18 protein-coding genes and 1 pseudogene are annotated in these 23517 nt (G+C 73.1%); 8 read left to right on the plus strand and 11 right to left on the minus strand.

Translation table 11 applies throughout. The annotated features are described in order from the left end of the window. Window positions 1-11 precede the first annotated feature (11 nt). The 3 genes from OG776_RS15875 to OG776_RS15885 all read left to right on the plus strand — a co-directional run bounded on the left by OG776_RS15875 (window position 12) and on the right by OG776_RS15885 (window position 3483). Window positions 12-1469, plus strand: coding sequence for a penicillin-binding transpeptidase domain-containing protein (locus OG776_RS15875; RefSeq protein ID WP_148010448.1), 1458 nt, complete (start codon window positions 12-14; stop codon window positions 1467-1469). 149 nt (window positions 1470-1618) lie between these two features. After that, window positions 1619-2689, plus strand: coding sequence for a permease (locus OG776_RS15880; protein ID WP_261994640.1), 1071 nt, complete (start codon window positions 1619-1621; stop codon window positions 2687-2689). Further along, window positions 2686-3483 (plus strand): TIGR03943 family putative permease subunit, encoded by a 798-nt coding sequence (locus OG776_RS15885; protein WP_329321263.1) that lies wholly within the window; start codon window positions 2686-2688, stop codon window positions 3481-3483. Before OG776_RS15880 ends, OG776_RS15885 begins: the two co-directional genes overlap by 4 nt. Window positions 3484-3583: 100 nt before the next feature. Here the strand turns inward: OG776_RS15885 and OG776_RS15890 are convergent. After that, window positions 3584-3815, minus strand: a pseudogene (locus OG776_RS15890) (ADP-ribosylglycohydrolase family protein); the annotation flags it as partial. Between the two features lie 129 nt (window positions 3816-3944). After that, complete coding sequence (locus tag OG776_RS15895) at window positions 3945-5051, minus strand: ferritin-like domain-containing protein (protein WP_148010447.1); 1107 nt, start codon at window positions 5049-5051, stop codon at window positions 3945-3947. A gap of 138 nt (window positions 5052-5189) precedes the next feature. On the opposite strand from OG776_RS15895, the gene OG776_RS15900 reads away from it, so the two are divergent. The 4 genes from OG776_RS15900 to OG776_RS15915 all read left to right on the plus strand — a co-directional run bounded on the left by OG776_RS15900 (window position 5190) and on the right by OG776_RS15915 (window position 8815). Continuing rightward, a complete protein-coding gene (locus OG776_RS15900) occupies window positions 5190-6134 on the plus strand; it encodes an AurF N-oxygenase family protein (RefSeq protein ID WP_148010446.1) in 945 nt (314 codons plus the stop codon). A gap of 193 nt (window positions 6135-6327) precedes the next feature. Further along, on the plus strand, window positions 6328-7053 hold the full coding sequence (locus OG776_RS15905; RefSeq protein ID WP_148010445.1) for a TetR/AcrR family transcriptional regulator: 726 nt from the start codon (window positions 6328-6330) through the stop codon (window positions 7051-7053). Between the two features lie 25 nt (window positions 7054-7078). Then, window positions 7079-7387, plus strand: coding sequence for a hypothetical protein (locus OG776_RS15910; protein WP_148010444.1), 309 nt, complete (start codon window positions 7079-7081; stop codon window positions 7385-7387). A 102-nt stretch (window positions 7388-7489) separates the two neighbouring features. Further along, window positions 7490-8815, plus strand: coding sequence for a C40 family peptidase (locus tag OG776_RS15915; protein WP_329321266.1), 1326 nt, complete (start codon window positions 7490-7492; stop codon window positions 8813-8815). A gap of 103 nt (window positions 8816-8918) precedes the next feature. Here OG776_RS15915 and OG776_RS15920 read toward each other — a convergent pair whose 3' ends face one another. The 6 genes from OG776_RS15920 to OG776_RS15945 form a co-directional block, all read right to left on the minus strand. Beyond that, window positions 8919-10559, minus strand: a complete 1641-nt coding sequence (locus tag OG776_RS15920; RefSeq protein WP_329321268.1) for a multicopper oxidase family protein — start codon at window positions 10557-10559, stop codon at window positions 8919-8921. A 263-nt stretch (window positions 10560-10822) separates the two neighbouring features. Continuing rightward, entirely contained in the window at window positions 10823-12076 is a 1254-nt protein-coding gene (locus tag OG776_RS15925) for a styrene monooxygenase/indole monooxygenase family protein (RefSeq protein WP_148010442.1), read from the minus strand. Window positions 12077-12100: 24 nt separating this feature from the next. After that, window positions 12101-12781 carry a GTP-binding protein gene (locus OG776_RS15930; RefSeq protein ID WP_261994638.1) on the minus strand — a complete coding sequence of 227 codons (681 nt, stop codon included), beginning with the start codon at window positions 12779-12781 and terminating at the stop codon, window positions 12101-12103. Further along, window positions 12762-13169, minus strand: coding sequence for a DUF742 domain-containing protein (locus OG776_RS15935; protein WP_148010441.1), 408 nt, complete (start codon window positions 13167-13169; stop codon window positions 12762-12764). The genes OG776_RS15930 and OG776_RS15935 overlap by 20 nt, the downstream gene beginning before the upstream one ends. Next, entirely contained in the window at window positions 13166-13669 is a 504-nt protein-coding gene (locus tag OG776_RS15940; protein ID WP_187285693.1) for a roadblock/LC7 domain-containing protein, read from the minus strand. The genes OG776_RS15935 and OG776_RS15940 overlap by 4 nt, the downstream gene beginning before the upstream one ends. Continuing rightward, window positions 13666-16626 (minus strand): sensor histidine kinase, encoded by a 2961-nt coding sequence (locus OG776_RS15945; RefSeq protein ID WP_329321272.1) that lies wholly within the window; start codon window positions 16624-16626, stop codon window positions 13666-13668. Before OG776_RS15945 ends, OG776_RS15940 begins: the two co-directional genes overlap by 4 nt. A gap of 393 nt (window positions 16627-17019) precedes the next feature. On the opposite strand from OG776_RS15945, the gene OG776_RS15950 reads away from it, so the two are divergent. Beyond that, window positions 17020-17808, plus strand: coding sequence for a protein phosphatase 2C domain-containing protein (locus OG776_RS15950; protein WP_148010440.1), 789 nt, complete (start codon window positions 17020-17022; stop codon window positions 17806-17808). 759 nt (window positions 17809-18567) lie between these two features. Here the strand turns inward: OG776_RS15950 and OG776_RS15955 are convergent. The 3 genes from OG776_RS15955 to OG776_RS15965 all read right to left on the minus strand — a co-directional run bounded on the left by OG776_RS15955 (window position 18568) and on the right by OG776_RS15965 (window position 23197). Beyond that, on the minus strand, window positions 18568-19059 hold the full coding sequence (locus tag OG776_RS15955; protein ID WP_329321274.1) for a MarR family winged helix-turn-helix transcriptional regulator: 492 nt from the start codon (window positions 19057-19059) through the stop codon (window positions 18568-18570). Between the two features lie 382 nt (window positions 19060-19441). Further along, the gene (lon, locus tag OG776_RS15960; protein WP_329321276.1) at window positions 19442-21865 is read right to left on the minus strand and encodes an endopeptidase La; all 2424 of its coding nucleotides are present in this window, start codon (window positions 21863-21865) and stop codon (window positions 19442-19444) included. Window positions 21866-22192: 327 nt separating this feature from the next. Continuing rightward, a complete protein-coding gene (locus tag OG776_RS15965; protein WP_315986907.1) occupies window positions 22193-23197 on the minus strand; it encodes a rhomboid-like protein in 1005 nt (334 codons plus the stop codon). Window positions 23198-23517: the final 320 nt, after the last annotated feature.

The raw sequence follows: 23517 nt of genomic DNA on the forward strand, positions 1-23517 counted from the left end.
AAGGACGCACCATGACCAAGTACATCCGCAGGGCCGCCGCCCTGTGTGCCCTGCTGCTCGTCGCCCTCCTCGTGAACGCCGCCCGTGTCCAGGTCGTCCGGGGCGGGACGTACGACGACAACCCGGCCAACCGCCGTCAGTCGATCGCCCGTTACGGGCAGCCGCGCGGGGACATCCTGGTCGGCGGCCGGCCCGTCACCGGCTCCCGGGACACCGGCGAGCAGCTCCGCTACGAACGCACCTACACGGACGGTCCGCTGTACGCGCCCGTGACCGGCTTCGCCTCGCAGGTGTACGGCAGGACATCGCTGGAGAGCACGGAGGACGGCATTCTCTCGGGCACCGATCCGCTGCTCTCCCCGCTCCCGCTGTGGAACGACGTCACGCATGCCCGCAACCCCGGCGGCCAGATCGTCACGACCCTGGATCCGGCCGCGCAGCAGGCCGCCTTCGACGGACTCGGCCGGCGCCGGGGCGCGGTCGCCGCCGTCCAGCCGTCCACCGGCAGGATCCTGGCGCTGGTCTCGACGCCCTCCTACGACCCCGGACTGCTGTCGGGGACGGGCGAGGCGGTGACGGAGGCGTGGCGGCGGCTGAACGCGGCGCCGGACAAGCCGATGCTCAACCGGGCGATCCGGCAGACCTATCCGCCGGGGTCGACGTTCAAGGTGGTGACGGCCGCGGCGGCGCTGGAGGCCGGTGTGGTGACGGACGTCGACGACTTCACCGACTCCCCCGACCCGTACCGGCTGCCCGGCACCAGGACCTGGCTGACGAACGAGACCGAGGGCTGCGAGGACGCGTCGCTGCGGTACGCCTTCGAGTGGTCGTGCAACACGGTCTTCGCGAAGCTCGCCGTGGACGTGGGGCTGCGTGACATGACCCGCACGGCGACCGGCTTCGGCTTCAACGACAAGCGGCTGCGGATCCCGTTCCTGGCCGCGCCCAGCAACTTCGACACCCGCCTCGACGACTCGCAGCTGGCGCTCTCCTCGATCGGCCAGTTCGACACCCGGGCCACGCCGCTCCAGATGGCGATGGTCGCGGCGGCGGTGGCGGGCGGCGGGTCCGTCAAGGCGCCCTATCTGGTGGAACGGAGGAAGGGGCTGGACGGCGCCACCGTTTCGCGGACCGGGCCGCGCACGCTCCGTCAGGCGATGAGCCCGGCGACGGCCGCGCGGATGCGCCGGCTGATGACGGACGTGGTGACGGACGGCACCGGCGGGAACGCGGCGATCCCGGGGGCGATCGTCGGCGGCAAGACCGGGACCGCCCAGCACGGCATCGACAATCTGGGGCTGCCGTACGCCTGGTTCGTCTCCTGGGCCCAGGCGGACGACGCCCTGGAGCCCGCGGTGGCGGTCGCGGTCGTCGTGGAGGACGCGGCGGCGGACCGCGGCGACATCAGCGGGGGCGGCGACGCGGCGCCGATCGCGAGGGCGGTGATGAAGGCGGTGCTCAAGTTCTGAGGGGGCGCGGGGAGCGGGCCGGGACCGTGGAGGGCCGTGGCGGAGGCCGGTTCGGGCCGGAATGAGACATCCGGCCGCGATCGGCGTACTGATGGGGAGGGCTCCCCACCACAAGGCCCCCGCCCTGTCCTGCCGGAGGTACCTCGCCCGTGAGCATCACCAGAGCGGCCCCGCCCGGGTCCGGCCACCACGACCCGGACGCACCGCGGACCGAGGACGCGGCCGGACCGCCGGCCGGGGCGGGAGGACCGCGCGCCGGCGACCGGCAGGGCTGGCAGTTCAGCTCGCCGCTGGCCCTGGTCATGGTGCTGGTCGTCCTGGTGCTGGCGCAGGGCCCGGTCCGCGGCGCCCTGTCCGCGCCCGTGATGCAGAGCTGGATGACCGTGTTCGTCGCGGTGGTCCTCCAGGCGCTGCCCTTCCTCGTCCTCGGGGTGCTGCTGTCGGCGGCCATCGCGGTGTTCGTCCCGCCCGCGTTCTTCGCCCGGGCGCTGCCGAAGCGGCCCGCGCTGGCCGTACCGGTGGCCGGGATGGCCGGGGCGGTGCTGCCGGGCTGCGAGTGCGCGTCGGTGCCGGTGGCCGGGGCGCTGGTGCGCCGGGGGGTGACCCCGGCGGCGGCGCTGGCGTTCCTGCTGTCGGCCCCGGCGATCAACCCGATCGTGCTGACGGCCACCGCCGTCGCGTTCCCTCGCGACCCCGGGATGGTCGTGGCCCGTTTCGTGGCGAGTCTGCTGGTGGCGTGCTCGATGGGGTGGCTGTGGCAGCGGCTCGGCCGTACCGACTGGCTGCGGCCGCCGGCCCGCCCCTCGCACGAGGGGCTCGGCAAGGGGGCCGCTTTCTGGGGGTCCGTACGGCACGACGTGATGCACGCGGGCGGCTTCCTCGTCATCGGGGCGATGGCGGCGGCCACGCTCAAGGCCGTCGTACCGGCGAGCTGGCTGCACGCCGCGGCCGGCAACCCGGTGGTGGCCGTCCTCGCCCTGGCCGTGCTGGCGGTGCTGCTGTCCATCTGCTCCGAGGCCGACGCGTTCGTCGTCTCGTCCCTGACCCAGTTCTCGCTGACCGCGCGGCTGGCCTTCCTCGTGGTGGGACCGATGATCGACCTGAAGCTCTTCGCCATGCAGGCGGGCACGTTCGGCCGCGGCTTCGCCCTGCGGTTCGCGCCCGCCACCTTCGTGCTGGCCGTCCTCGGATCGGTGCTCGTCGGGACGGTGCTCCTGTGAACCGGCAGGCGCAGGCCGCGGTCATGTTCCTGGTCGGAGCGGCGGTGCTGCACGCCGGCCTCACCGATCTCTATCTGCGCTACGTCAAGGCCGGACTGCGGCCCCTGCTGCTGGCCGCCGGTGTCGTCCTGATCCTCGCGGCACTGGCCACGGTCTGGTACGACCGGCGTTCCGCGCGGGGCACGGACGGGCACGAACACGGGAGGGGCGCGGGGCGCCACGCCGAGAAACCCGAGATGGCCGATGTAGCCGAAAAAGGGGACGGACACGGACACGGGCACGCGCACCGGGAGCCCCGGGTCTCCTGGCTCATGGTCCTGCCCTTGTTCGCCCTCATCCTGGTCGCGCCGCCCGCGCTCGGCTCGTACAGCGCCCTGCACACCGGTACGGCGCTGCAGGCGCCGCTCGCCTATCCGCGTCTGCCGGCCACCGACCCGCTGCCGCTCAGCGTCGTCGACTACGCGGGGCGCGCCGCGTACGGTCACGGCCGCACCCTGGGACACCGCCGGGTCGAGGTCACCGGCTTCGTCGCCCTCGGCCACGACGGCACCCCGTACCTGGTGCGGATGGCCCTCAACTGCTGTGCCGCGGACGCGCAGCCGGTCAAGATCGGCCTGACCGGGCACATCCCGCCCGTCCTCCAGCCCGACGCCTGGCTGCGGGTCACCGGCACCTACTCGGGCAAGCGGACCAAGGACCCGGTCAACGGCGTTGTCATCCCGTTCCTCGACGTCACCGAGGCCAGGCCGGTCCCGGTCCCGCACGACCCGTACGACGAGAGCTGGAACAACTGAACCGGGTTCCCGGGCCACCCGGACGTGTCGGCCCACCGGCCGTACGGCGGGCCGTCCGGGCCGTCCGGGCCGTCCGGGCCGTCCGGGCCGTCCGGGCCGTTCAGGCGGCGCCGGGCAGCGCCTCCCGGCGGCTCAGCCACTCCTCCGGCACGGCGTCGACGCCCGTGCGGGCGGCGACGATCCCGCCCACGACGGCGCAGGTCGTGTCGACGTCGCCGAAGCCCTCCGCGGTGGTCCACAGGGCGGGGACCAGGTCGCCGGGGTGGCGGGGTGGCGCACCAGACGGCGAACGGGACGGTGTCGTCGGCGCGGACGCGCTGTCCGTTGCCGAGGCTGCCCTCACCGTCGAAGAGCTCCCGCGCCATTCCGGGCCACCGCCCGGGCCCCGTCGGCGCGGGACCGCACCGAGGCCGCGTCCGGCGAACCGGCGGGCCCCGCACCCCCGTTCGCGCACGGCGCCCTCAGGAGTCCGTGCCCGACTCGATCATCTCCTCGACCTCGGCCACCCGCTCCTTCTCCTCCGCCGCGAACCGTCGCGCGTCCAGCCGCTCCGCGATCTCCTCGTCCTGGGCCATCAGCAGATCGAGGTTGGAGTCACCCATCTCGAAGACGCCCATGTCGAGGTAGGCCCGCTGGAGGCGTTCGCCCCACAGGCCGATGTCCTTGACACAGGGGACGATCCGGCTGAAGAGCAACCGGCGGAAGAGGTGGAGGAATTCGGACTGCTCGCTGTATCGCTCGGCCTCGGCCCTGGGGACGCCGAAGTTCTCCAGCACCTCGACTCCGCGCAGCCGGTCCCGCATCAGGTAGCAGCCCTCGATGACGAACTCCTCGCGTTCGCGCAGTTCGGCGTCGGAGAGCTGCCGGTAGTAGTCGCGCAGCGCCATCCGGCCGAACGCGACATGGCGGGCCTCGTCCTGCATCACGTAGGCCAGGATCTGCTGGGGCAGGGGCTTGTCCGTGGTGTCGCGGATCATGCCGAAGGCGGCGAGCGCCAGTCCCTCGATCAGGACCTGCATCCCGAGGTAGGGCATGTCCCAGCGGGAGTCGCGGAGGGTGTCGCCGAGCAGGGACTGCAGGTTGTCGTCGACCGGGTAGAGCATCCCGATCTTCTCGTGCAGGAAGCGCCCGTAGATCTCCGCGTGCCGGGCCTCGTCCATGGTCTGGGTCGCCGAGTAGAACTTGGCGTCGAGGTCGGGTACGGACTCCACGATGCGTGCCGCGCAGACCATCGCGCCCTGCTCGCCGTGCAGGAACTGGCTGAACTGCCAGGCGCTGTAGTGCCGGCGCAGTTCGCCCTTGTCCCGGTCGGTCATCTTCGCCCAGTGCGGTGTCCCGTACAGGGTCATCGCCTCGTCGGGGGTGCCGAGCGGATCGTACGGATCGACCTCGATGTCCCAGTCGATGCGCCGCTGCCCGTCCCACTGTCTGTCCTTGCCCTTCTGGTAGAGGGCGAGGAGCCGGTCGCGACCGTCGTCGTACTCCCAGCTGAAGCGTGCCGCCCCCGAGGCCGGCACCTGCCAGAGGGGGTCTCCCGGGTCCTTGGCGTAGAGCTCGTGCGTCGGCATACCTCGCAGGCTCACACGGGGTAGACGAGTCGTCAACAAGTCGCGCACAAGGGATTGACGCACTTGCTGACGGGCAGTCTCATAAGAAGTGACCGCCGGTAACCCTTGAAGATCCCGTACGACGAGGTGGGAACAGCCATGACCACGGTGACGGAAGACGGACGCGACGAGCTCGACGGGCTCCGCGACGCGCTCGGCCTGCTCAAGGACCGGGAACAGGTGGCCGAGCGGCTGCTCGACTCTTCCGCCAAGCACTCCTTCGACCCGGACGAGGAGCTGGACTGGGAGGCGCCCTTCGAGGAGGGCAAGTGGTTCTGGCCGCCCGAGCTGGTGTCGCTCTACGGCACCCCGCTGTGGAAGCGGATGGGCGAGGAGCAGCGGATCCTGCTCTCGCAGCACGAGGCGGCGGCGCTCGCCTCCCTCGGGATCTGGTTCGAGATCATCCTGATGCAGCTGCTGGTGCGTCACATCTACGACAAGGCGGCCACGAGCGCGCACGTGCGGTACGCGCTCACCGAGATCGAGGACGAGTGCCGGCACTCGAAGATGTTCGCCCGGCTGATCTCGCGCGGCGGGACCCCGCACTACCCGGTCAGCCGGGCCCATCTGAACCTCGGCCGGCTCTTCAAGACCGTCTCGACCACGCCCGGCTCGTTCACCGCCACCCTGCTCGGCGAGGAGATCCTGGACTGGATGCAGCGGCTGACCTTCCCGGACGAGCGGGTCCAGACCCTGGTGCGCGGGGTCACCCGCATCCACGTCGTCGAGGAGGCCCGCCATGTGCGGTACGCGCGGGAGGAGCTGCGCCGCCAGATGCTGACCGCGCCCCGCTGGTCCCAGGAGTTCACCCGCGTCACCTCCGGCGAGTTCGCCCGGGTCTTCTCCGTCGCCTTCGTCAATCCCGAGGTCTACACGAACGTCGGCCTGGACCGGCGGGAGGCCGTGGCACAGGTGCGGGCGAGCGGGCACCGCAGCGAGGTGATGCAGACCGGGGCGAAACGTCTGACCGACTTCCTGGACGACATCGGCGTGCTGCGGGGGGTCGGACGGCGGCTGTGGAAGTCGTCGGGGCTGCTGGCCTGAGAGACCGGAGCGCCCGTCCCGTCGCGGGACCCGGACCGGACCCGCGGGCCGCGGTCGCGAACCGCGGACGGCCACGGCCGATCACGGACCACGGACCACGGACCACGGCAGCCGATCACGGTCGCGTGCCGCCGCCCCGCGGGGCGGGCGCGCGCGGGGCGGCGGGGGTGAACCCACGGGTTACGCTGCCGACATGACCTCCGCGGCCCCCACCCCCGCATACCGCCGGCTGAGTGTCGAGGAACGGCGCTCGCAGCTTCTCGAGGCGGCCCTGTCCCTCTTCGCCCACCGGGCACCCGAGGAGGTCTCGCTGGACGACGTGGCGGAGGCCGCGGGGGTGTCGCGGCCCCTCGTCTACCGGTACTTCCCGGGCGGCAAGCAGCAGTTGTACGAGGCCGCGCTGCGCTCCGCCGCGGAGGAGCTGGAGCACTGCTTCGCGGAGCCGCCTCGGGGCCCGCTGAGCGAACGGCTGTCGCGGGCCCTGGACCGCTATCTCGCCTTCGTCGACCAGCACGACGCGGGCTTCAGCGCGCTGCTGCAGGGCGGCAGCGTCGTCGAGACCTCCCGGACCACCGCCATAGTGGACGGGGTGCGGCGGGCCGCCGCCGACCACATCGTCGACCATCTCGCCGTACGGGACGCGGGACCGCGCCTGCGGATGACCGTACGGATGTGGATCACCGCCGTCGAGGGCGCCTCGCTCAGCTGGCTCGACGGGGGCAAGGAACCGCCGCTGGACGAGCTGCGGGACTGGCTGGTGGAGCAGTTCGTGGCGATGCTGGTCGCGAGCGCGGGGCGCGATCCGCAGACCGCCGACGTCCTGCGCGCGGCGCTCGCCCTGGAGCCGCCGGAGGGCGCGGTCGGAGCGCTGGCCCGCCGGGTCGTCCCCCTGCTCGGTGACGCCGCGCGCCTCCTTTGAGCGGCGCGTTTGTGACACTGGTGCGGTGAAGAGCCAAGACACCCCCTTCGAGGGAGGCCCGCTGGACGGGCGTGTGCTGCCCGTCCTGCTCGGTCTGACCGGACACCCGCCGAAGGTGTACCGGGTACCGGTGCCGGACGCGGCCGGCGGCCCGCCGACCGTCCTCGTCTACCGCCGCGTCCAGTCGGGCCGCAGCAAGCGCCTGGGACTGCACCAGGGATGGAAGTACGCCTACGACCCCGGGGGCCGCGCGGGCGGCGGTCCGAGGTGGCCCTGGTCCGGACCGCGGGCCGGGAGCGGCGGCGCCACGCCGGAGTCCCACGCCGACGAGTGACCTCGTTGGGCCGAACCGCCCACCGGGGGCGCGCCCGGGACACGGCCGCCGGATGCTTCCGGTGCGGGGTGGACCTCCCACCGCGGCACGGGAGGTGAAGAAGTGTCAGGACGCGTCCTGCGCCTGGTCTGCACGGTGGCGGTGGTGACCGGAGCGCTGCTCGCGCCCGTCCCCGCCGTGGCCGCCCCGTACGGCGGCCCCGCCGCGTCCACGGAAGCGGCCCCGCGTCCCGGGCCCTCCGTGACCGCGGGGAACGGCACGGACCCCGGCGCTTCCGTGACCGCGCCCAGCGGCGCGGAGGCCGGCTCCCCCGGCTCCCCCGGCTCCCCCGGCTCCCCCGTGTCCGCGGGATCCGCCGCGCGCCCCGGACCCTCCGCGTCCTCGGCGGCCGGCGCGGGTGCGGCCGGCCCCGCGGCGCGGTCCGCGGCACGGTTGCTGACCGACCTCCAGCAGCGGTACCGGGACGCCGAGCGCGCCACCGAGGCGTACAACGCGACGACGGAGAAGCTCGGGAGACAGCGGGCCGAGGTCGCGAGGCTCGACGGGAAACTCGTCAGGGCCCGCCTCTCCCTGCGCGACAGCCGCGGCGCGGCCGGGCGGCTCGCCCGGCAGCAGTACCGGAGCAGCAGCGGGGTCTCCTCGTACGTACGGCTGCTCCTCACCCGTGATCTCCAGCGCGCGCTGGACGAGGGACAGGTGATCAGGCAGGTGTCCCGGGAGCGGGCCAGGACCATGGACCGGCTGGCCGGGAGCGAGCGGCACGCCGCCGGGCTGGCCCGGCGGGCGCGCAAGGCCCTCGACGACCGGCTCAGCCTCGCAGCACGGCAGCGCAAGGAGCGCGACCAGGTCCAGGACCGGCTGAAGAAGGTCGAGAAGCTGCTCGCCTCGCTCACCGCGCGGCAGCTCTCCGCTCTCGACGCGCTGGAGAAGCGGGGCACCGAGACGGCCCAGCGGAAACTGGTGACGTCCGGGGCGCTGAGCGGCGTACGGGCCCCCTCTCCGCAGGGTCAGGAGGCGGTGGAGTACGCCGTGCGACAGCTCGGCAAGCCGTACCAGTGGGGTGGTGCGGGACCGAAGTCGTACGACTGCTCGGGGCTCACCTCGCAGGCCTGGGGCCACGCCGGGCAGCCCATTCCGCGCACCAGCCAGGAGCAGTGGGCGCGGCTGCCGCGGATCCCGCTGTCCGAGCTGCGCCCCGGTGACCTGGTCGTCTACTTCCCGGAGGCCACCCACGTCGCCCTGTACGTGGGGGACGGGAAGGTGGTGCAGGCACCCCGGCCCGGGACGAGGATCAAGGTCTCACCGATCGCCGCCAACCCGGTCCTGGGGGCCGTACGGCCCGACCCGGCCGCGAAACCCGTCCGGCGGTACACACCGCCGGCGACGGCCGCGGCGGCCACCGACGTGCGGGACGGGAACGCCCGCTGAGGGCGGTCGTCGCGCCCGGCGCGGGCGTCGCGTCCCGCCCGGCACGGACGCGGCCTCCGCCCGGCACGGGCGCGGCCCCTCGTCCGGCAGGGCGGGGCCGCTCTCACCTGCGGTAGCCGAGGATGGTCATCATGCCGGACTCGGAGTGGTACTGGTTGTGGCAGTGGAGCATCCACAGCCCCGGGTTGTCGGCGTAGAAGTCCACGACGATCTTGCGGTGCGGCAGGACCACCGCCGTGTCCTTGCGCGCCCCGAGCGCCCCCAGGCCGGTCAGGGCGAAGGTGTGGCCGTGCAGGTGCAGGGGGTGCCACATGTGGGTGGCGTTGATGAGACTCAGGCGGACCCGTTCGCCCTCGTGGATCGGGTGGCGGCGCTGGAGCGAGTACGGCTCGTGGTCGAAGGCCCAGTCGAACCTCCGCATGCCGCCGGTCAGTTTCACGCGCAGCTGGCGGTCCGGGTAGGAGTCGTTGAGCTCCACGGACTCGTGCGGCCGCATCCGGCGGGCCGGGACCACCATGCCGTCGAGCTCGCGCGGGTACACGGAGGGCCCGGGCATGGCACCGCCGGAGGTCCGCAGGACCGCGAGGGCCTGGGCTTTCTTGCCCTCGGCGAGCGCGACCAGCGGGAACACCCCGTCCCTGGCGGTGATCAGCACGTCGTAGCGCTCGGCCATGCCGATCAGCAGCGCGTCCGTGTCCTTGGGCTGGACCGGGTAGCCGTCCGTGTGGGTCACCGTCATCCGGTGGCCGCCGAGCGCCACCCGGAAGGCCGTGTCACCGCCTGCGTTGATGATCCGCAGCCGGATGCGGTCCCCCGGCTTGGCCCGGAAGACCGAAGGGGCCTGCGGGATACGGCCGTTGACCAGGTAGTACGGGTAGTCGACGTTGCCGCCCTCGCTGCGCAGGATGCGGCTGCGGGGGCCGTGCAGCATGCGTGAGGGACCCGTGGAGCGACCGTGGCCCGGGGACTGCGGGCCGGCGGCGGCGCCGTGGCCGGCCCCGCCGTGCGCGCCGCCCTCCCCCATGTCCATCGGCGCGCTCCTGCCCCCGCGCAGCTGGGAGAGGACTCCGTCCGGGGTGGAGCCGCCCACGCCGTCGACCCAGTCGTCCAGGACGACGACCCACTCCTTGTCGTAGGACAGGGGCTCCCTGGGGTCCTCGACGATCAGGGGGGCGTACAGGCCGCGGTCGAGCTGCATGCCGCTGTGCGAGTGCAGCCAGTAGGTGCCCGCGTGCGCCACGGCGAAGCGGTAGGTGAAGTCCGCGCCGGGCCTGATGGAGTTCTGGGTCAGCCCCGGCACGCCGTCCATGTCGCAGCGCATCCGGATCCCGTGCGAGTGGAGCGTCGTGTCCGTCGGCAGGTGGTTGGCGACCGTGAGGGCGAGGATGTCGCCCTTGGTGATCCGGACCTCCTTGCCGGGCAGCGCGTCGCCGTACGCCCACGACCTGACGGTGCGTCCGCCCAGGTCGAGGGTGGTCTCGGCGGCGGTGAGCCGGAACTCCCGGACCGGTCCGGTGCCGCGTCTGCGCTCGCTGGCGAGGACCTCTGGATCGGAGGGGTTCACATAGCCGCCGGGCCCGCCGGGGACGAAGCCGCCGCCCCCGTTGCCCGCGGCCCCGGCCCCCGGGCGCGAACCGGTTCCCGAGTCGGAGCCGGAGCCGGAGCCGGAGCAGCCTGCCAGGACTCCTGAGCCGACAGCCGCGATCGAGGCACCCAGCACGGTACGACGCTTATATGTGTGCATGGATGAATAACACACGTCTTGTCCGCATGTGTGCGAGAACTGGAGCGGCGTGTCCTCGCACCAGGGTGGTGAAGAATCGTTACTCCCCCTGCCCTCGCGGGCGCCGGCGCTCCACGAAGGAGCGCCGGGAACCGCACGGCCGGGCACACTCGGCCCACACCAGGAGGGGGATCGGACCCCGGGACCGGGAGGGCCTCGGGACCGGAAGGAGCATCGGGCCCACGACCGGGGAGACGTTCAGGCTCCCGCGACCAGGGCTGGGTTCAGGCCCCCGCGACCGACGCGAGGTACGCCTCCGTCTTCTCCGGTTCATAGAAGAAGTTCTCGAAGTCCGCCGGGTTGTCGAACCCGTTGGCGAAGCGGTGAGCCACCGGCTCGAGTTGGGTGCCCGCGCCGATCAGCTTGAGGACGTGCTCAGGCGGGACGCCCAGCATGGCGTTCGTCCACTTCGTCACGTGCTGGGCCGTGTCCCAGTAACGGTCGAAGGTGGCGCGCATCCAGGTCTCGTCGAACTCCTTCTCGCCGTGCTCCAGGATGGAGGCGAGGTATGCCGCCGCGCACTTCGAGGCGGAGTTGGAGCCCTGGCCGGTGATCGGGTCGTTCGCCACGACGACGTCGGCGACGCCGAGGACCAGGCCGCCGCCGGGGAGGCGGCCGACGGGGTTGCGGACGGTGGGCGCGTAACGGCCGGACAGCGTCGCGTTGGCGTCGGTCAGTTCGACCTTGGTGGCGCGCGCGTACTCCCACGGCACGAACCGCTCCATCAGCTCCAGCGTCAGGGAGAGGTGCTCGGCCGGGTCCTTGATCCCGTTGAAAACGTCGGCGGGACCGCCGGGTACGCCCTCCCAGAAGAGGATGTCGGCGCGGCCGGAGGTGGTGAGCGTCGGCATCACGAACAGTTCGCCGACACCCGGGACCAGGTTGCAGCGGACGGCGTCGTAGTCCGGGTGCTCCGGGCGCGGGCCCAGGCCGTGCACATAGGCGACGGCGAGTGCCCGCTGCGGCTGCGCGTACGGGGAACGGGAGGCGTCCCGGCCGAACATGGACACCAGTTCGCCCTTGCCCGCGGAGACCAGCACGAGGTCGTAGGTGCGGGAGAAGTAGTCCAGGTCGGAGACGGCGGCGCCGTGTATCACCAGCTGGCCGCCGCGCTGGGCGAAGGTCTCCATCCAGCCGGCCATCTTCACCCGCTGGTCGACGGACTGGGCGTAGCCGTCGAGCCTGCCGACCCAGTCGATCGCGCGCTGCGAGGGGCCCGGGTCGAAGGAGCCGGGGGCGGCGACCGAGACGCCGAGTCCCTCGATCCTCGGGGCCTGGGACTCCCAGAAGTTCAGCTGGAGGTCGCGCTCGTGCTGGAGTGCCGTGTGGAACATGCACTGCGTCGACATGACCCGGCCCGTGCGGATCTCGTCCGCCGTCCGGTTCGACATCAGGGTGACCTCGTACCCGTTCGACTGGAGGCCGAGGGCGAGCTGGAGACCGGACTGACCGGCTCCGACGACGAGTATCTTCCGCATGGGCGTCCTTACTCTGCGTACGTCTTATTCGGGGCTCACGTCGAGCGCGTGCCCCACCAGCGCGAGAAGCGTCTCGACGACCGAGATCCGGCGCCTGGCATCCATGATCATGACAGGTATGTGCGGAGGCACCGTGAGGGCCTCACGGACGTCGGCGGCGTCGAACGGCTCACTGCCGTCGAAGTGGTTGACCGCGACGACGTACGGAAGTCCGCAGCTCTCGAAGTAGTCGAGCGCCGGGAAGCAGTCCTTGAGGCGACGGGTGTCGGCGAGGACCACCGCGCCGATCGCGCCGCGCACCAGGTCGTCCCACATGAACCAGAACCGCTGCTGCCCCGGCGTGCCGAAGAGGTAGAGCACCAGGTCGTCGTCGAGCGTGATGCGGCCGAAGTCCATGGCCACGGTGGTGGTCAGTTTCTCCGGGGTCGCGCTGAGGTCGTCGGTGTCCTCGCTGGCCTGCGTCATCAGCGCCTCCGTCTGGAGGGGCGTGATCTCGGAGACCGCCGTGACCAGCGTGGTCTTGCCCACGCCGAATCCGCCCGCGACCACGATCTTGGTGGCGATCGGGGCCCGGCTGCGGTCGGTCTGCCAGGCGTGCAGGTTCTCGTCGGACTCCGCCTCGGACGGCGGCACCGGGGCGAGCGGCGACGGCGCCGTGGCGGGGAAGGCGCTCCTCGGCGCGCCCTCAGAGACGACGGAGTCCATTCAGCACCCTTTCCAGCAGAGCGCGGTCCGGCTGTCCCGGGCCGTGACCTGTTCCGTACACACGGATCTTTCCCTGGTCCGCCAGGTCGCTCAGGAGCACGCGGACCACGCCCAGCGGCATCCTGAGCAGGGCGGCGATCTCGGCCACGGTACGCATCCGGCGGCAGAGTTCGACGATGGCCCGCATCTCGGGCATCACCCGGGTCTCGAGCGACCCGTTGGTCAGTTCGCGGCGCTCCTCGGGGGCGTCGAGCGCCGCCACGAAGGTCTCGACGAGCAGCACGTGCCCGAAGCGGGTACGGCCCCCGGTGAGCGAGTAGGGGCGGACCCGGGCCGGTTTGCGATCGCCGCCGCGTATGGGGAGCTTGGGCGTGGAGGAAGAACTCACCGGGCACTCCCCGTCGGCTTGGCTTCCAGTGACTGGCGTAGTTCGCTGCGGAGTTCGGGGGTCAGCACATGGCCGGCGCGGCCGACGAAGAGCGCCATGTGGTACGCCACCACGCTCATGTCGCAGTCCGGGGCGCCGTGCACTCCGAGCAGCGAGCCGTCGCTGATCGACATCACGAAGAGACTGCCGTCGTCCATCGCGACCATGGTCTGTTTGACGCCGCCCGCCTCCATCAGCTTCGCGGCGCCGATGGTCAGGCTGCCGATGCCGGAGACGATGGTGGCGAGGTCCGCGGCGGACCCCTTGGGCCCGGTGGGGCGCTGCTCCGTGCCGGTGCGGGCCTCGGCGTTGCGGCCGGGGTCGGAGGACAGGAGCAGCAGGCCGTCGGAGGAGACGACCGCGACCGACAGCAGTCCGGGCACCTCCTCGACGAGGTTGGTCAGCAGCCAGTGCAGATTGCGGGCTTCACTGCTCAGGCCGAAGGTACTGGGCGCGGTCAACTGCTTGCCTCCTCGACTGTGCCCCCCGATGCGTCTACTGCGTCCGGTGCCTGGTGCGGTGGTGCGCTGCCCGGGCCGTCCGGCGTCCCGGGGGTACGTGTCTGTGCCGTGTGTTCGGCGATCTCCGCCTCGACGTCGCGGCGGCCCTCCGTCGCACCCCGGTGGAAGCCGCCGAGCCTGCGCCGCAGCGCCTCGGCGTCCACCCCGCCGACACGCGCCCGGGGGGCGGGCGCGGGCGCGGAGATCTTCGGTGTGCGCTTGGGCAGGCCCTTGTCGGTGACCCGCTCCGGCTCGTCGTCCGGTGCGCGGTCGTGGACGTCGGGTCCGATGGCGTAGGGGTCGGCGGCGGACCGGGGGGCGGGCACGGTGTACGGGGCGGGGGGCGCGTCGGCCGCCCCGGGTCCGTCCGTCGCCTGCGCGGGCCCGGCCGTCGGAGACGTCGTGGAACCGTCCCGGGGCGCCGCCGGGACGTCCGCCGCGGCCGTGCGTCCGCCCGAGGGCGCGGGCGGGCCGTCCGCGGGGGCCATCGGGCCGTCGGTCCGTGCGACCGGGCCGCGCGGTGGCGGTACGGGCGCGTCGGCCGGTGGCACGGGCGCCAGGAGTTCCATCGTGGTCTCGGCGGCGGACGGGCCGGGGACGGGCGGGTCCTGCGTCCCGGCGTCCCGTACGGCCTCTTCCGCCGCGGCTATCAAGGGGTCCTCATCGGCGGCCGCGGCGCCGGGAATGGCTGCCCTGAGGGCCGAACGCCCGCGCAGCACGTTGGAGTTGGCCTCGGCGGCGGCCCCGGGAAGGGTCACCGAGGGGGCGCCGCCGGGGACCGGGGTGGCCGAGGGGACCGTGCCCGCGGGGGACGCGGACAGCAGCGTCTTCGGCAGGACGACCACCGCGGCGGTCCCGCCCTGCTTCTGCTCGCGCAGCTGTACCCGTACACCGTGCCGGTGGGCGAGGCGGGCCACGACGTACAGGCCGAGGCCGAGCCCCTCTCCGCTCTCCTGGTCGTAGGCGTCGTCCGGGTCGAACGCGGCGAGGCGGGCGTTGAGCTGGGTCATCCGCTCGGCCGCCATGCCGATGCCCTCGTCCTGTACGGAGAGCATCACCTCGCCGCTCTCCAGCAGCCAGCCGGAGACCTCGACGGGGAGGTCGGGCGGCGAGAACGACGTGGCGTTCTCCAGGAGTTCGGCCAGCAGGTGGGAGAGGTCGTCCGCGGCGAAGCCGGCGAGGTGGGCGTGCGGCGGCAGCGCCGCGATCCGCACCCGCTCGTACCGCTCGATCTCGCTGACCGCGGCGCGCACGACGTCGACCAGCGGGACCGGGCCCGCGTGGTGCTGGACGTGCTCGTGGCCGGCGAGGACCAGCAGGTTCTCGCTGTGGCGCCGCATCACGGTGGCGAAGTGGTCGAGCTTGAAGAGCGTGCCCAGCCGCTCCGGGTCCTGCTCGCGCTCCTCCAGCCCCTCGATGACCCCGAGTTGACGCTCGACCAGGCCGAGCGTGCGCAGTGCGAGGTTGACGAAGGTGCTGTGGATGGTGCCGCGCACCTGCTCCAAGTGGGAGGCGGCCTGGGCGAGTTCGGCTCGCAGCCGGTCCCGTTCGTCGGCCGCCAGCTGGCGCCGGCCGATCAGGTGCTTGCGGTCGCCCTCCAGTGTGGCGAGCCGTTCGTGCAGTGCGGCGGCGTGCGCGTGCAGGGCGTTGACGGAGCGGACGACCTGGGCGAACTCGTCGTTGCGGCCGGTGAACTTGACCGGCTCCGCCGCCCCCGGGTCGGCGGCGAGGCGGGCCGATCCGATGCGCAGCACGGCGAGCGGGCGGGTGAGGGTGCGGGCCATCGCCATGGAGACGCCGACCGCGACCAGCATCAGGGCGCCGATCAGGGCGATCCGGACCTCCAGCGCGGTGACGTCGTCGTCCCGCAGCAGTTCGAGGTCCTTGGTGCGGTGCTCGTAGAGGGAGGCCTCCGCGCCGCGCATCAGCTCGACCCGGGCCGAGAGCGCGGCGTCCGCCTTCTTCGTGCTGGTGCCGAGTTCGCCGTCGGAGAGCGTCGGCTGGTCGGTGAGGCCGGCGAGGAACTTGTCGGCGGCGTTGACGTCCGGTCCGGTGACCGTCGAGTCGTAGGAGGCCTTGGCGGCCTTGGGCGCGGTCTCGCGGAAGTCGGCGACGGCCGCGTCCGAGCGCAGTCGCGCCTGCTGGGCGGCGGCGGTGAGCGCGTCACGCTGCTTGGTGCCCGCCGTCGACGAACTGCTCGTGGTGGTCGACAGGCCGGTGACCGGGTCGAAGACCGTGCTGGTGGTGCGCGGGACGCTGAGCGCCGCGAGGAGCAGCCCGCGGGCGGCGGCGGACTGCTGGACGGCGGAGTCGAGCTCGGCGAGGGAGTGCGCGCCGGAGCCCGCCCGGGGCGGCAGCCGCTCGGCGAGATCCTCGGCGAGGCCGTGCAGTGCGGTGATGACCGCGGAGTAGGCCTCGTGCGTCTCGAGGGCGTCGCTCTTGCCGGTGAGCGCCGCCCGGCGGACCGCGCCGATGCCGTCCAGGTCGTCGAGGAGGACCGGGGGCGCGTCCTCGTCCGCCCGCAGCTCCGTCACCTGCCGGTCGACGCGGGCGCTGCGCTGCTCGGAGGGCGCCTTGGACTTGGGGCGGCCCGCGGCGATGTAGGCGGTGACGTCGTCGCGCTCGTCGGCGAGCGCGTGGGCGAGTGTCAGTGCCTCCTGGGTCCGCTGCGCGAGCGTCACCAGGTTCTGCGTGTCGTTGAGTTGTCCGGAGGCCGTCATGACCGCGGGGGCTCCGGCGCCCGCGATGGCGGCCGCGACGACCGCCACGGCGACGATCAGCCGATTACGTACGTGAGCGGCGCGGCCCTTGCCCGCGGAGGTGTCCCCCGCGGCCCCCGGCGTGCGTTCCACGCCCCCTGCGGGGGCCGACTGCCTGCCTGTGCGCCGAGACCGCATCTTCTGCACCGGTGCTCGCATTCCTGACTCGTGTACCCAAGGGCCCGGGTGACGCTCCGTCGACGAAGGTGTCACCCTCCGCGCGCCGTTGTCCCGGCGTGCGCAGGGGCTGCCCCCATCGGCTCCCGACCCTCCCAGTGCCGGTGGGCAGTGGTCCCGCATCATCTGACCCGCCACCCGAAGGAGTGAACCCCGGACGGGAGTTGGCGGGCAAGTTCCTCTGGCGCGTGCGCCCCCCTTGCGCGGCGGGCCGGTTGGACGTGGGCGAGCGCCTTTGGCAGTATTCGCCGCCACGCGTTCCCGGAGTCGATCATTCCATGCCAAACCAGGCGGCTGAGCTGCTGGTCCGTACCCGTTCGGCGCCCGTTGCCAGCCTTTCGTGGGCCTTGTGAAGAGCTCGTGCAGACTGGCTGGATGCGCACCGAACTCGTTTCCGAACCGGGCGACCCGGGCCGCCCCAATGAGGACTTCGCATCGGTCGGACTTCCGGCCTCGGGACAGGGGGGTTCACTGGTCCTCCTCGACGGCGTCACACCACCGCCGGACGACGACGGATGTCTTCATTCCGTGGCCTGGTTCTCGGCACGGCTCGGCGGATCACTGGCCGAACTGTCCCTTTCCCGCCGGGATCTGCCCCTGACGGAGATCCTTTCCCGGGCGATCCGGCGCACCGCCGAGGCCCACGCCGGGTCCTGTGACCTTTCTCACCCGCGCACGCCACAGGCAACCGTGGTGGTCGCGCGGTGGTCCGCCGACCTGGTCGAGTACCTGGTCCTGTCGGACTCGGCCCTGCTGGTGGAGTCCCCCACCGGGGAGGTGACCGCGGTCCTGGACAACCGTCTCGACCTCGTCCCGCGCGCCTGGCTCGCCACGGACGCGATAGCCGACACGACGGCCCGCAACAAGGAGGGCGGCTTCTTCACGGCGGCCGCGGACCCGTCGGTGGCGGCACGGGCCGTGACGGGTGTGCTGCCGCGTGCGGAGGTCCGCGCGCTGGCCGCTCTCACGGACGGCGCGACCCGCTGGGTCGAGAAGTTCGAGGAGGGCGGCTGGGGCGACCTGTTCACGCTCGTCCGCAAGGAGGGCGCGCAGTCCCTCGTCGACCGCGTACGGAATCTGGAGCGCGAGGACGCGGAGCGCCGGGTCCGCCTGCGCCGGAGCAAGACGCACGACGACGCGACGGTGGTCTTCGCGGAGTTCTGAACGGGGGCGGCGCGCACGCGGGCGGGAGCGCGCTCGGGCGCGCCCCCGCCGTCCGACGTGACGGTGGCGCGGCGGGAGGGGACCCGCCGGCCTGCCTCGGCCAGGGGCGGGCGCACCCGGCCGTTCGTGATGTCGGCCGACCGGTGCCGCGAGGCTGCGGATGGTGCCACTCAGGCGCGCGCCCGTGCCACCCGGCGTGCGGCACACGGCGCGACGGGGAGCGAGCACGCTTCTCCGGACAGGGCGCGCCCAGGCCGGGGACAGAGCCCGGCAGGGACCGTCGGGGCGCACTCGGCCGGTCTCGGACCGACACCGACCACGAGCACACGGGCCGCGGCACGCAGCGTCCGCGCGACCCGAGACCCGCGCGGCTCATGCAGGGCACTCCCCCGGGCGTACGCACAGACCGGCACAGGCCGACGGTGCCCACCCGGCCGGTCTCGGACCGACACCGACCACGAGCACACGGGCCGCCGCACGCAGCGTCCGCGCGACCCGGTACCCGAGACCCGTGCGGCTCATACGGGCACGCCCCGGACGCACGGGCGCCGGGCGCACGGGCGCCGGGCGCACGGGCGGACGGATCGCACCGGGCCGGTCACGGGCCCGCGCGGGTCACGTGGATCCCGGCCCCGGGTTACGGCACGGCGGGGGCCCGTCCCGTCGTACGGCGTGGGCCGCCGGGTGCGGACGGCGCGGACGCCCCGCCCCCGTGGCGGGCGGCCACGCGGGCCCCCGGTCCGCCCGCGGAGCGGCCCGTCACTTCTCCATGCCCTGGTTCAGCTGGTGCAGCAGCCGGGCGAGTTCGGCGACCTCGTGCGGGTCCCAGCCCGCGAGTTCGCGGACGTACCGTGCGCGTCGCGCCTCCCGGACCCGGCGGAAGCGGTCCCGGCCCCCCTCGGTGAGATGGACGAGCCAGGCGCGCCCGTCGGCCGGGTCGGGTTCGCGGGCGACGAGGCCCAGTTCCTCCAGGGCCCGCAGCTGACGGGACATCGTGGCCTTGCCGACGCCGATGTAGGCGGCCAGTTCCGTGGCGCGCTGCCGGCCGCACTCCTCCAGACGGAAGAGGAGTCCGTAGGCCGACGACTCCAGATCCGGGTGGACCTCGCGGGCCATCTCGCCGGAACTGGCCCGGGCACGGCGCAGGAAGACGGTCAACTCCCGTTCGAGTGCCGGGAATTCCTGGTCCACCCCATGGTCCGACGCGTCGGATCCGACACGGCGTCCGTCGCCGTTTGCGCCCTCGTGCACGTCAGCACCCCTGACCCGGTTTCCCGATCCTGAAAGTTTCTGCCGAAAGTCGGCGTTTCCGCAGCTCCGCCAGTATTTCGCAGGCGCGGTCCGACGGCAGCCTCCGGCCCCCTCCCGCGGCCCTCCCCGGGCCTTCCCAGGGCTTCCCAGGGCTTCCCAGGGCTTCCCAGGGCTTCCCCGGAGCTTCCCGGCGGCCTTCCGCGAGCCGGCTCCATGGACGGACAAATACTGGCATGCGCACACCATCACAGGATCGCCGGGACCCCGCCCCACGGCCGGCGGGCGCGATCCCGCCGTCCCCGGCGCCCGCCCGGGACAGGGGAAGGCCCGGGCTCCCTCACGGGCCCGGGCCTTCCCCGTCCGGACGGACCGGCGGCGTCCGTCACGCCGCCACCGGCACCTCCGGGGTCGCGCCGCTGGTCGCCGGGGTCAGCGCCAGCTCCAGCACCTGCCGTACGTCCGTGACGGCGTGGACGTCGAGCTTCTCCAGGACCTCCGCGGGGACGTCGTCCAGGTCGGGCTCGTTGCGCTTCGGGATGACGACCGTCGTCACCCCGGCCCGGTGGGCGGCCAGCAGCTTCTGCTTGACGCCGCCGATCGGCAGCACCCGGCCGGTCAGCGAGACCTCACCGGTCATGGCCACGTCGGTGCGCACGGGCCGTCCGCTGAGCAGCGACGCGAGAGCCGTCGTCATGGTCACGCCCGCGCTCGGACCGTCCTTGGGAACGGCGCCCGCCGGGAAGTGGATGTGCACGCCCCGGTCCTTCAGGTCGCCCACCGGCAGTTCCAGCTCGGCTCCGTGCGACCGCAGGAAGCTCAGCGCGATCTGCGCCGACTCCTTCATCACGTCACCCAGCTGGCCGGTCAGGGTCAGCCCCGCCGCGCCCGTCTCCGGATCGGCGAGCGACGCCTCCACGTAGAGGACGTCACCGCCCGCTCCCGTGACGGCCAGACCGGTGGCGACACCGGGCACCGCGGTACGGCGCTCGGCCGGGTCCTGGGCGGACTCGGGCACGTGGTGCGGACGCCCGATGAGCCCGCGCAGATCGGTGTCGGTCACCGTGAACGGCAGTTCCCGCTCACCCAGCTCGTGCTGCGCCGCGATCTTGCGCAGCAGCCGGGCGACACCCCGCTCGAGGTTGCGGACGCCCGCCTCCCGGGTGTACTCCCCGGCGAGCTTGCGCAGCGCGCTCTCGTCGAGCGTGACCTCGTCCTTCGCCAGACCCGCCCGCTCCAGCTGGCGCGGCAGCAGGTGGTCCCGGGCGATGACGACCTTCTCGTCCTCCGTGTAGCCGTCGAGCCTGACCAGCTCCATACGGTCGAGCAGGGCCTCCGGGATGGCTTCGAGCACGTTGGCCGTCGCCAGGAACACCACGTCGCTGAGGTCGAGTTCGACCTCCAGGTAGTGGTCCCGGAAGGTGTGGTTCTGCGCGGGGTCGAGGACCTCCAGCAGGGCCGCGGCCGGGTCGCCCCGGAAGTCGGAGCCCACCTTGTCGATCTCGTCCAGCAGGACCACCGGGTTCATCGACCCGGCCTCCTTGATGGCGCGCACGATACGGCCGGGCAGGGCACCGACGTACGTACGCCGGTGACCGCGGATCTCCGCCTCGTCCCGGACACCGCCGAGGGCGACCCGGACGAACTTCCGGCCCATCGCGTGCGCGACGGACTCGCCGAGCGAGGTCTTGCCGACACCGGGCGGCCCGACCAGCGCGAGCACGGCACCGCCGCGCCGCCCGCCGACCACGCCGAGCCCGCGCTCGGAGCGGCGCTTGCGCACCGCGAGGTACTCGGTGATGCGTTCCTTCACGTCGTCGAGTCCGGCGTGCTCGGCGTCCAGGACGGCCTTGGCGCCCTGGATGTCGTACGCGCCGGTGTCGTCGGTCCGCTCGTTCCACGGCAGTTCCAGCACCGTGTCGAGCCAGGTCCGGATCCAGGAGCCCTCGGGCGACTGGTCACTGGACCGCTCCAGCTTGTCGACCTCCTTGAGCGCGGCCTCGCGGACGTTCTCGGGAAGGTCGGCGGCCTCGACGCGGGCGCGGTAGTCGTCGGACTCCTCGCCCTCCTTGGCGTCGCCGTTCAGCTCGCGCAGCTCCTTGCGGACGGCCTCCAGCTGGCGCCGCAGCAGGAACTCGCGCTGCTGCTTGTCGACGCCCTCCTGGACGTCCTTGGCGATGGACTCGGCGACATCCTGCTCGGCGAGGTGCTCACGCAGCTGCTCGGTGGCGAGCTTCAGCCGGGCCACCGGGTCGGCGGTCTCCAGCAGCGTGACCTTCTGCTCGGTGCTGAGGAAGGGGGAGTATCCGGAGTTGTCGGCCAGCGCGGACACGTCGTCGATGGCCTGTACCCGGTCCACGACCTGCCAGGCGGCGCGCTTGCGCAGCCAGCTGGTGGCGAGGGCCTTGTACTCCTTGACCAGCTCGGTGACGTGACCGGGCAGCGGGTCGGGCACGGTCTCGTCGATCCGGGTGCCCTCGACCCAGAGCGCGGCACCCGGACCGGTCGTCCCGGCGCCGATCTTCACGCGTCCACGGCCGCGGATCAGCGCGCCCGGGTCGCCGTCGGCCAGTCGGCCGACCTGCTCGACGGTGCCGAGCACACCGGTGCCCGGGTACGCCCCGTCGATGCGTGGCACCAGCAGGACCCGCGGCTTGCCGGGCTCCGACCGCGCGGCGGCCTGGGCGGCCTCCACGGCGGCGCGTACATCGGCGTCGTTCAGGTCCAGCGGAACCACCATGCCGGGCAGCACAACCTCGTCGTCGAGCGGCAGCACGGGCAGAGTGAGCGTTGTGGACGTCGAAGCCATGATCTTCCCTTCGGCATGCAAGTTGAGTTACACCGACTCAATGCACGTGAGTCCCCGATTGTTCCCCCGAGCCTGTTCGCTCTGGGCGATCACTCCGCCACTCGTCAGGGCGGGACACGTCCCCACAGGTCAGAGCGGTTCGCACGGGGTGAGACGGTCGGCGCGACCGCGTCCCTCCGGGCGTCTACGGGAGGAACCAGCGGACGACGCCCGCTGTTCCCGGAGACCCGCACGACGCCCCCGAGTCCCCCGAGGCCCCTGCACGGCGGCCCCCGGCGCCACTGACGACACCCCGGGACCCGGCCCCCGGGGCCCGGCGCGGCTCGGTCACGAGGACCGAGGGACCTGGACGGCGGCGGTCCCGGCCGCCTGGCCCGGGGTCCGGACACCGGGGTCCCTCTCCCGGCGGCCCCCGGTTGCCCCACCGCGCCCGCCGCGCCCGCCGGGACCGCCGGGACCTCCGGGACCTCCGGGTCCGGACCGTTGCCGGCGGCGCACGAGCGGCCAGGTCGACACACCGATCGCCAGGGACAGCAGGTGCCCCCAGTCCGTCAACGGATCCGTGAACGCGATCAGGTCGCCGACCAGCACCGCCGCGAAGCCGATCAGCACCGGCCAGCGCAGCCACGGGCCCAGCAGCCCGGCGAGCGCGCCGACGCTCGCGGCGACGCCGAAACTGATGCCGTAGTCGAGACGGTGCAGGGAACTGCCGGGCAGGTGTCCCGTCAGCACCGACAGCCCCACGGGCACCTCGGTGGCGAGCGTGGCCACGACGTGCCCGAGGAGGAAGACACCCGCCGTCCGCAGCCCTCCCGCCCGCCGCTCGAGCGCCGTCAGCACGAGCACGAACCCGGCGGCGTACATCGACGCGAAGCCGCCCGCGATCCACAGGGCGCTGGCCAGCAGCACCAGCACCGGATGGCGTACGAGGTGCGCCACGTCCGTGCTGGAGCCCTGCTGCAGGGCGTGGACGAGGGAGGGGGGCGCGTGGCCGGCGGTCGTCGAGACGACGGCGAGCAGGGCCGCGTACCCGAAGGTGAAGGGCGTACCGGTGGGGGTGGGGAGCAGTCGCCACGCCCGCGGCGCACGCGACCGGGCCGGAGCGAGCGCGCGGGCGAGCGCACGGGCGAGCGCACGGGCGAGCGCACGGGGGCGGGAGACGGGAGGACGGGGCACGGACGGCTCCGGGGCCGCTTCGCCCCGCTGCCGCGGCATGCCCTCCAGCACGGACGCGCCCGCTTCCGCGTCCTCGGGTTCCCGCGGGTCGCCCGGCGTCTCCGGCGTCGCGTCGGACGGGGAGGCCGTGGCCGCCGCGGTCGTGCTCCGGTCCAAGGGGATGGGCTCCTTCCGTCCCCGCCCACCCTTGGGTGTCCCGCGCGTCACTGTCTATGACCGACGCCACCCGCGGGGCGATTCACAGCGAACCGACATCCGGCGACGCCGCCCCCGCCCCGTCGCACGCCCGCACCGGTCGCCGCAGGCCTGCCGTATGTAAGGAGGGAAAGACGAAGGAGAGAGGCGGGGGAGCGGCAAGGGGGAGGTGCAAGGGGGGACCAGGAAGTACAGGAGGAACACGAGGAACAGGAAGGAGGGGAGCGAGCAGCGGGCAGGGGGAAAGGGAAGGGCTGCCGGCCCCCTCACGCGCGACCGGC

The organism is Streptomyces sp. NBC_01689 (assembly GCF_036250675.1).
In the GTDB taxonomy this organism is placed as follows: domain Bacteria; phylum Actinomycetota; class Actinomycetes; order Streptomycetales; family Streptomycetaceae; genus Streptomyces.

What these genes read in the sequence shown, in the direction of transcription:
- OG776_RS15875 (WP_148010448.1), top strand. Translation starts at nt 12, where the DNA reads ATGACCAAGTACATCCGCAGGGCCGCCGCCCTGTGTGCCCTGCTGCTC.
- OG776_RS15950 (WP_148010440.1), top strand. Translation starts at nt 17,020, where the DNA reads ATGCGCACCGAACTCGTTTCCGAACCGGGCGACCCGGGCCGCCCCAAT.
- OG776_RS15900 (WP_148010446.1), top strand. Translation starts at nt 5,190, where the DNA reads ATGACCACGGTGACGGAAGACGGACGCGACGAGCTCGACGGGCTCCGC.
- OG776_RS15895 (WP_148010447.1), bottom strand. Translation starts at nt 5,051, where the DNA reads ATGCCGACGCACGAGCTCTACGCCAAGGACCCGGGAGACCCCCTCTGG.
- lon (WP_329321276.1), bottom strand. Translation starts at nt 21,865, where the DNA reads ATGGCTTCGACGTCCACAACGCTCACTCTGCCCGTGCTGCCGCTCGAC.
- OG776_RS15945 (WP_329321272.1), bottom strand. Translation starts at nt 16,626, where the DNA reads ATGCGAGCACCGGTGCAGAAGATGCGGTCTCGGCGCACAGGCAGGCAG.
- OG776_RS15925 (WP_148010442.1), bottom strand. Translation starts at nt 12,076, where the DNA reads ATGCGGAAGATACTCGTCGTCGGAGCCGGTCAGTCCGGTCTCCAGCTC.
- OG776_RS15930 (WP_261994638.1), bottom strand. Translation starts at nt 12,781, where the DNA reads ATGGACTCCGTCGTCTCTGAGGGCGCGCCGAGGAGCGCCTTCCCCGCC.
- OG776_RS15905 (WP_148010445.1), top strand. Translation starts at nt 6,328, where the DNA reads ATGACCTCCGCGGCCCCCACCCCCGCATACCGCCGGCTGAGTGTCGAG.
- OG776_RS15920 (WP_329321268.1), bottom strand. Translation starts at nt 10,559, where the DNA reads ATGCACACATATAAGCGTCGTACCGTGCTGGGTGCCTCGATCGCGGCT.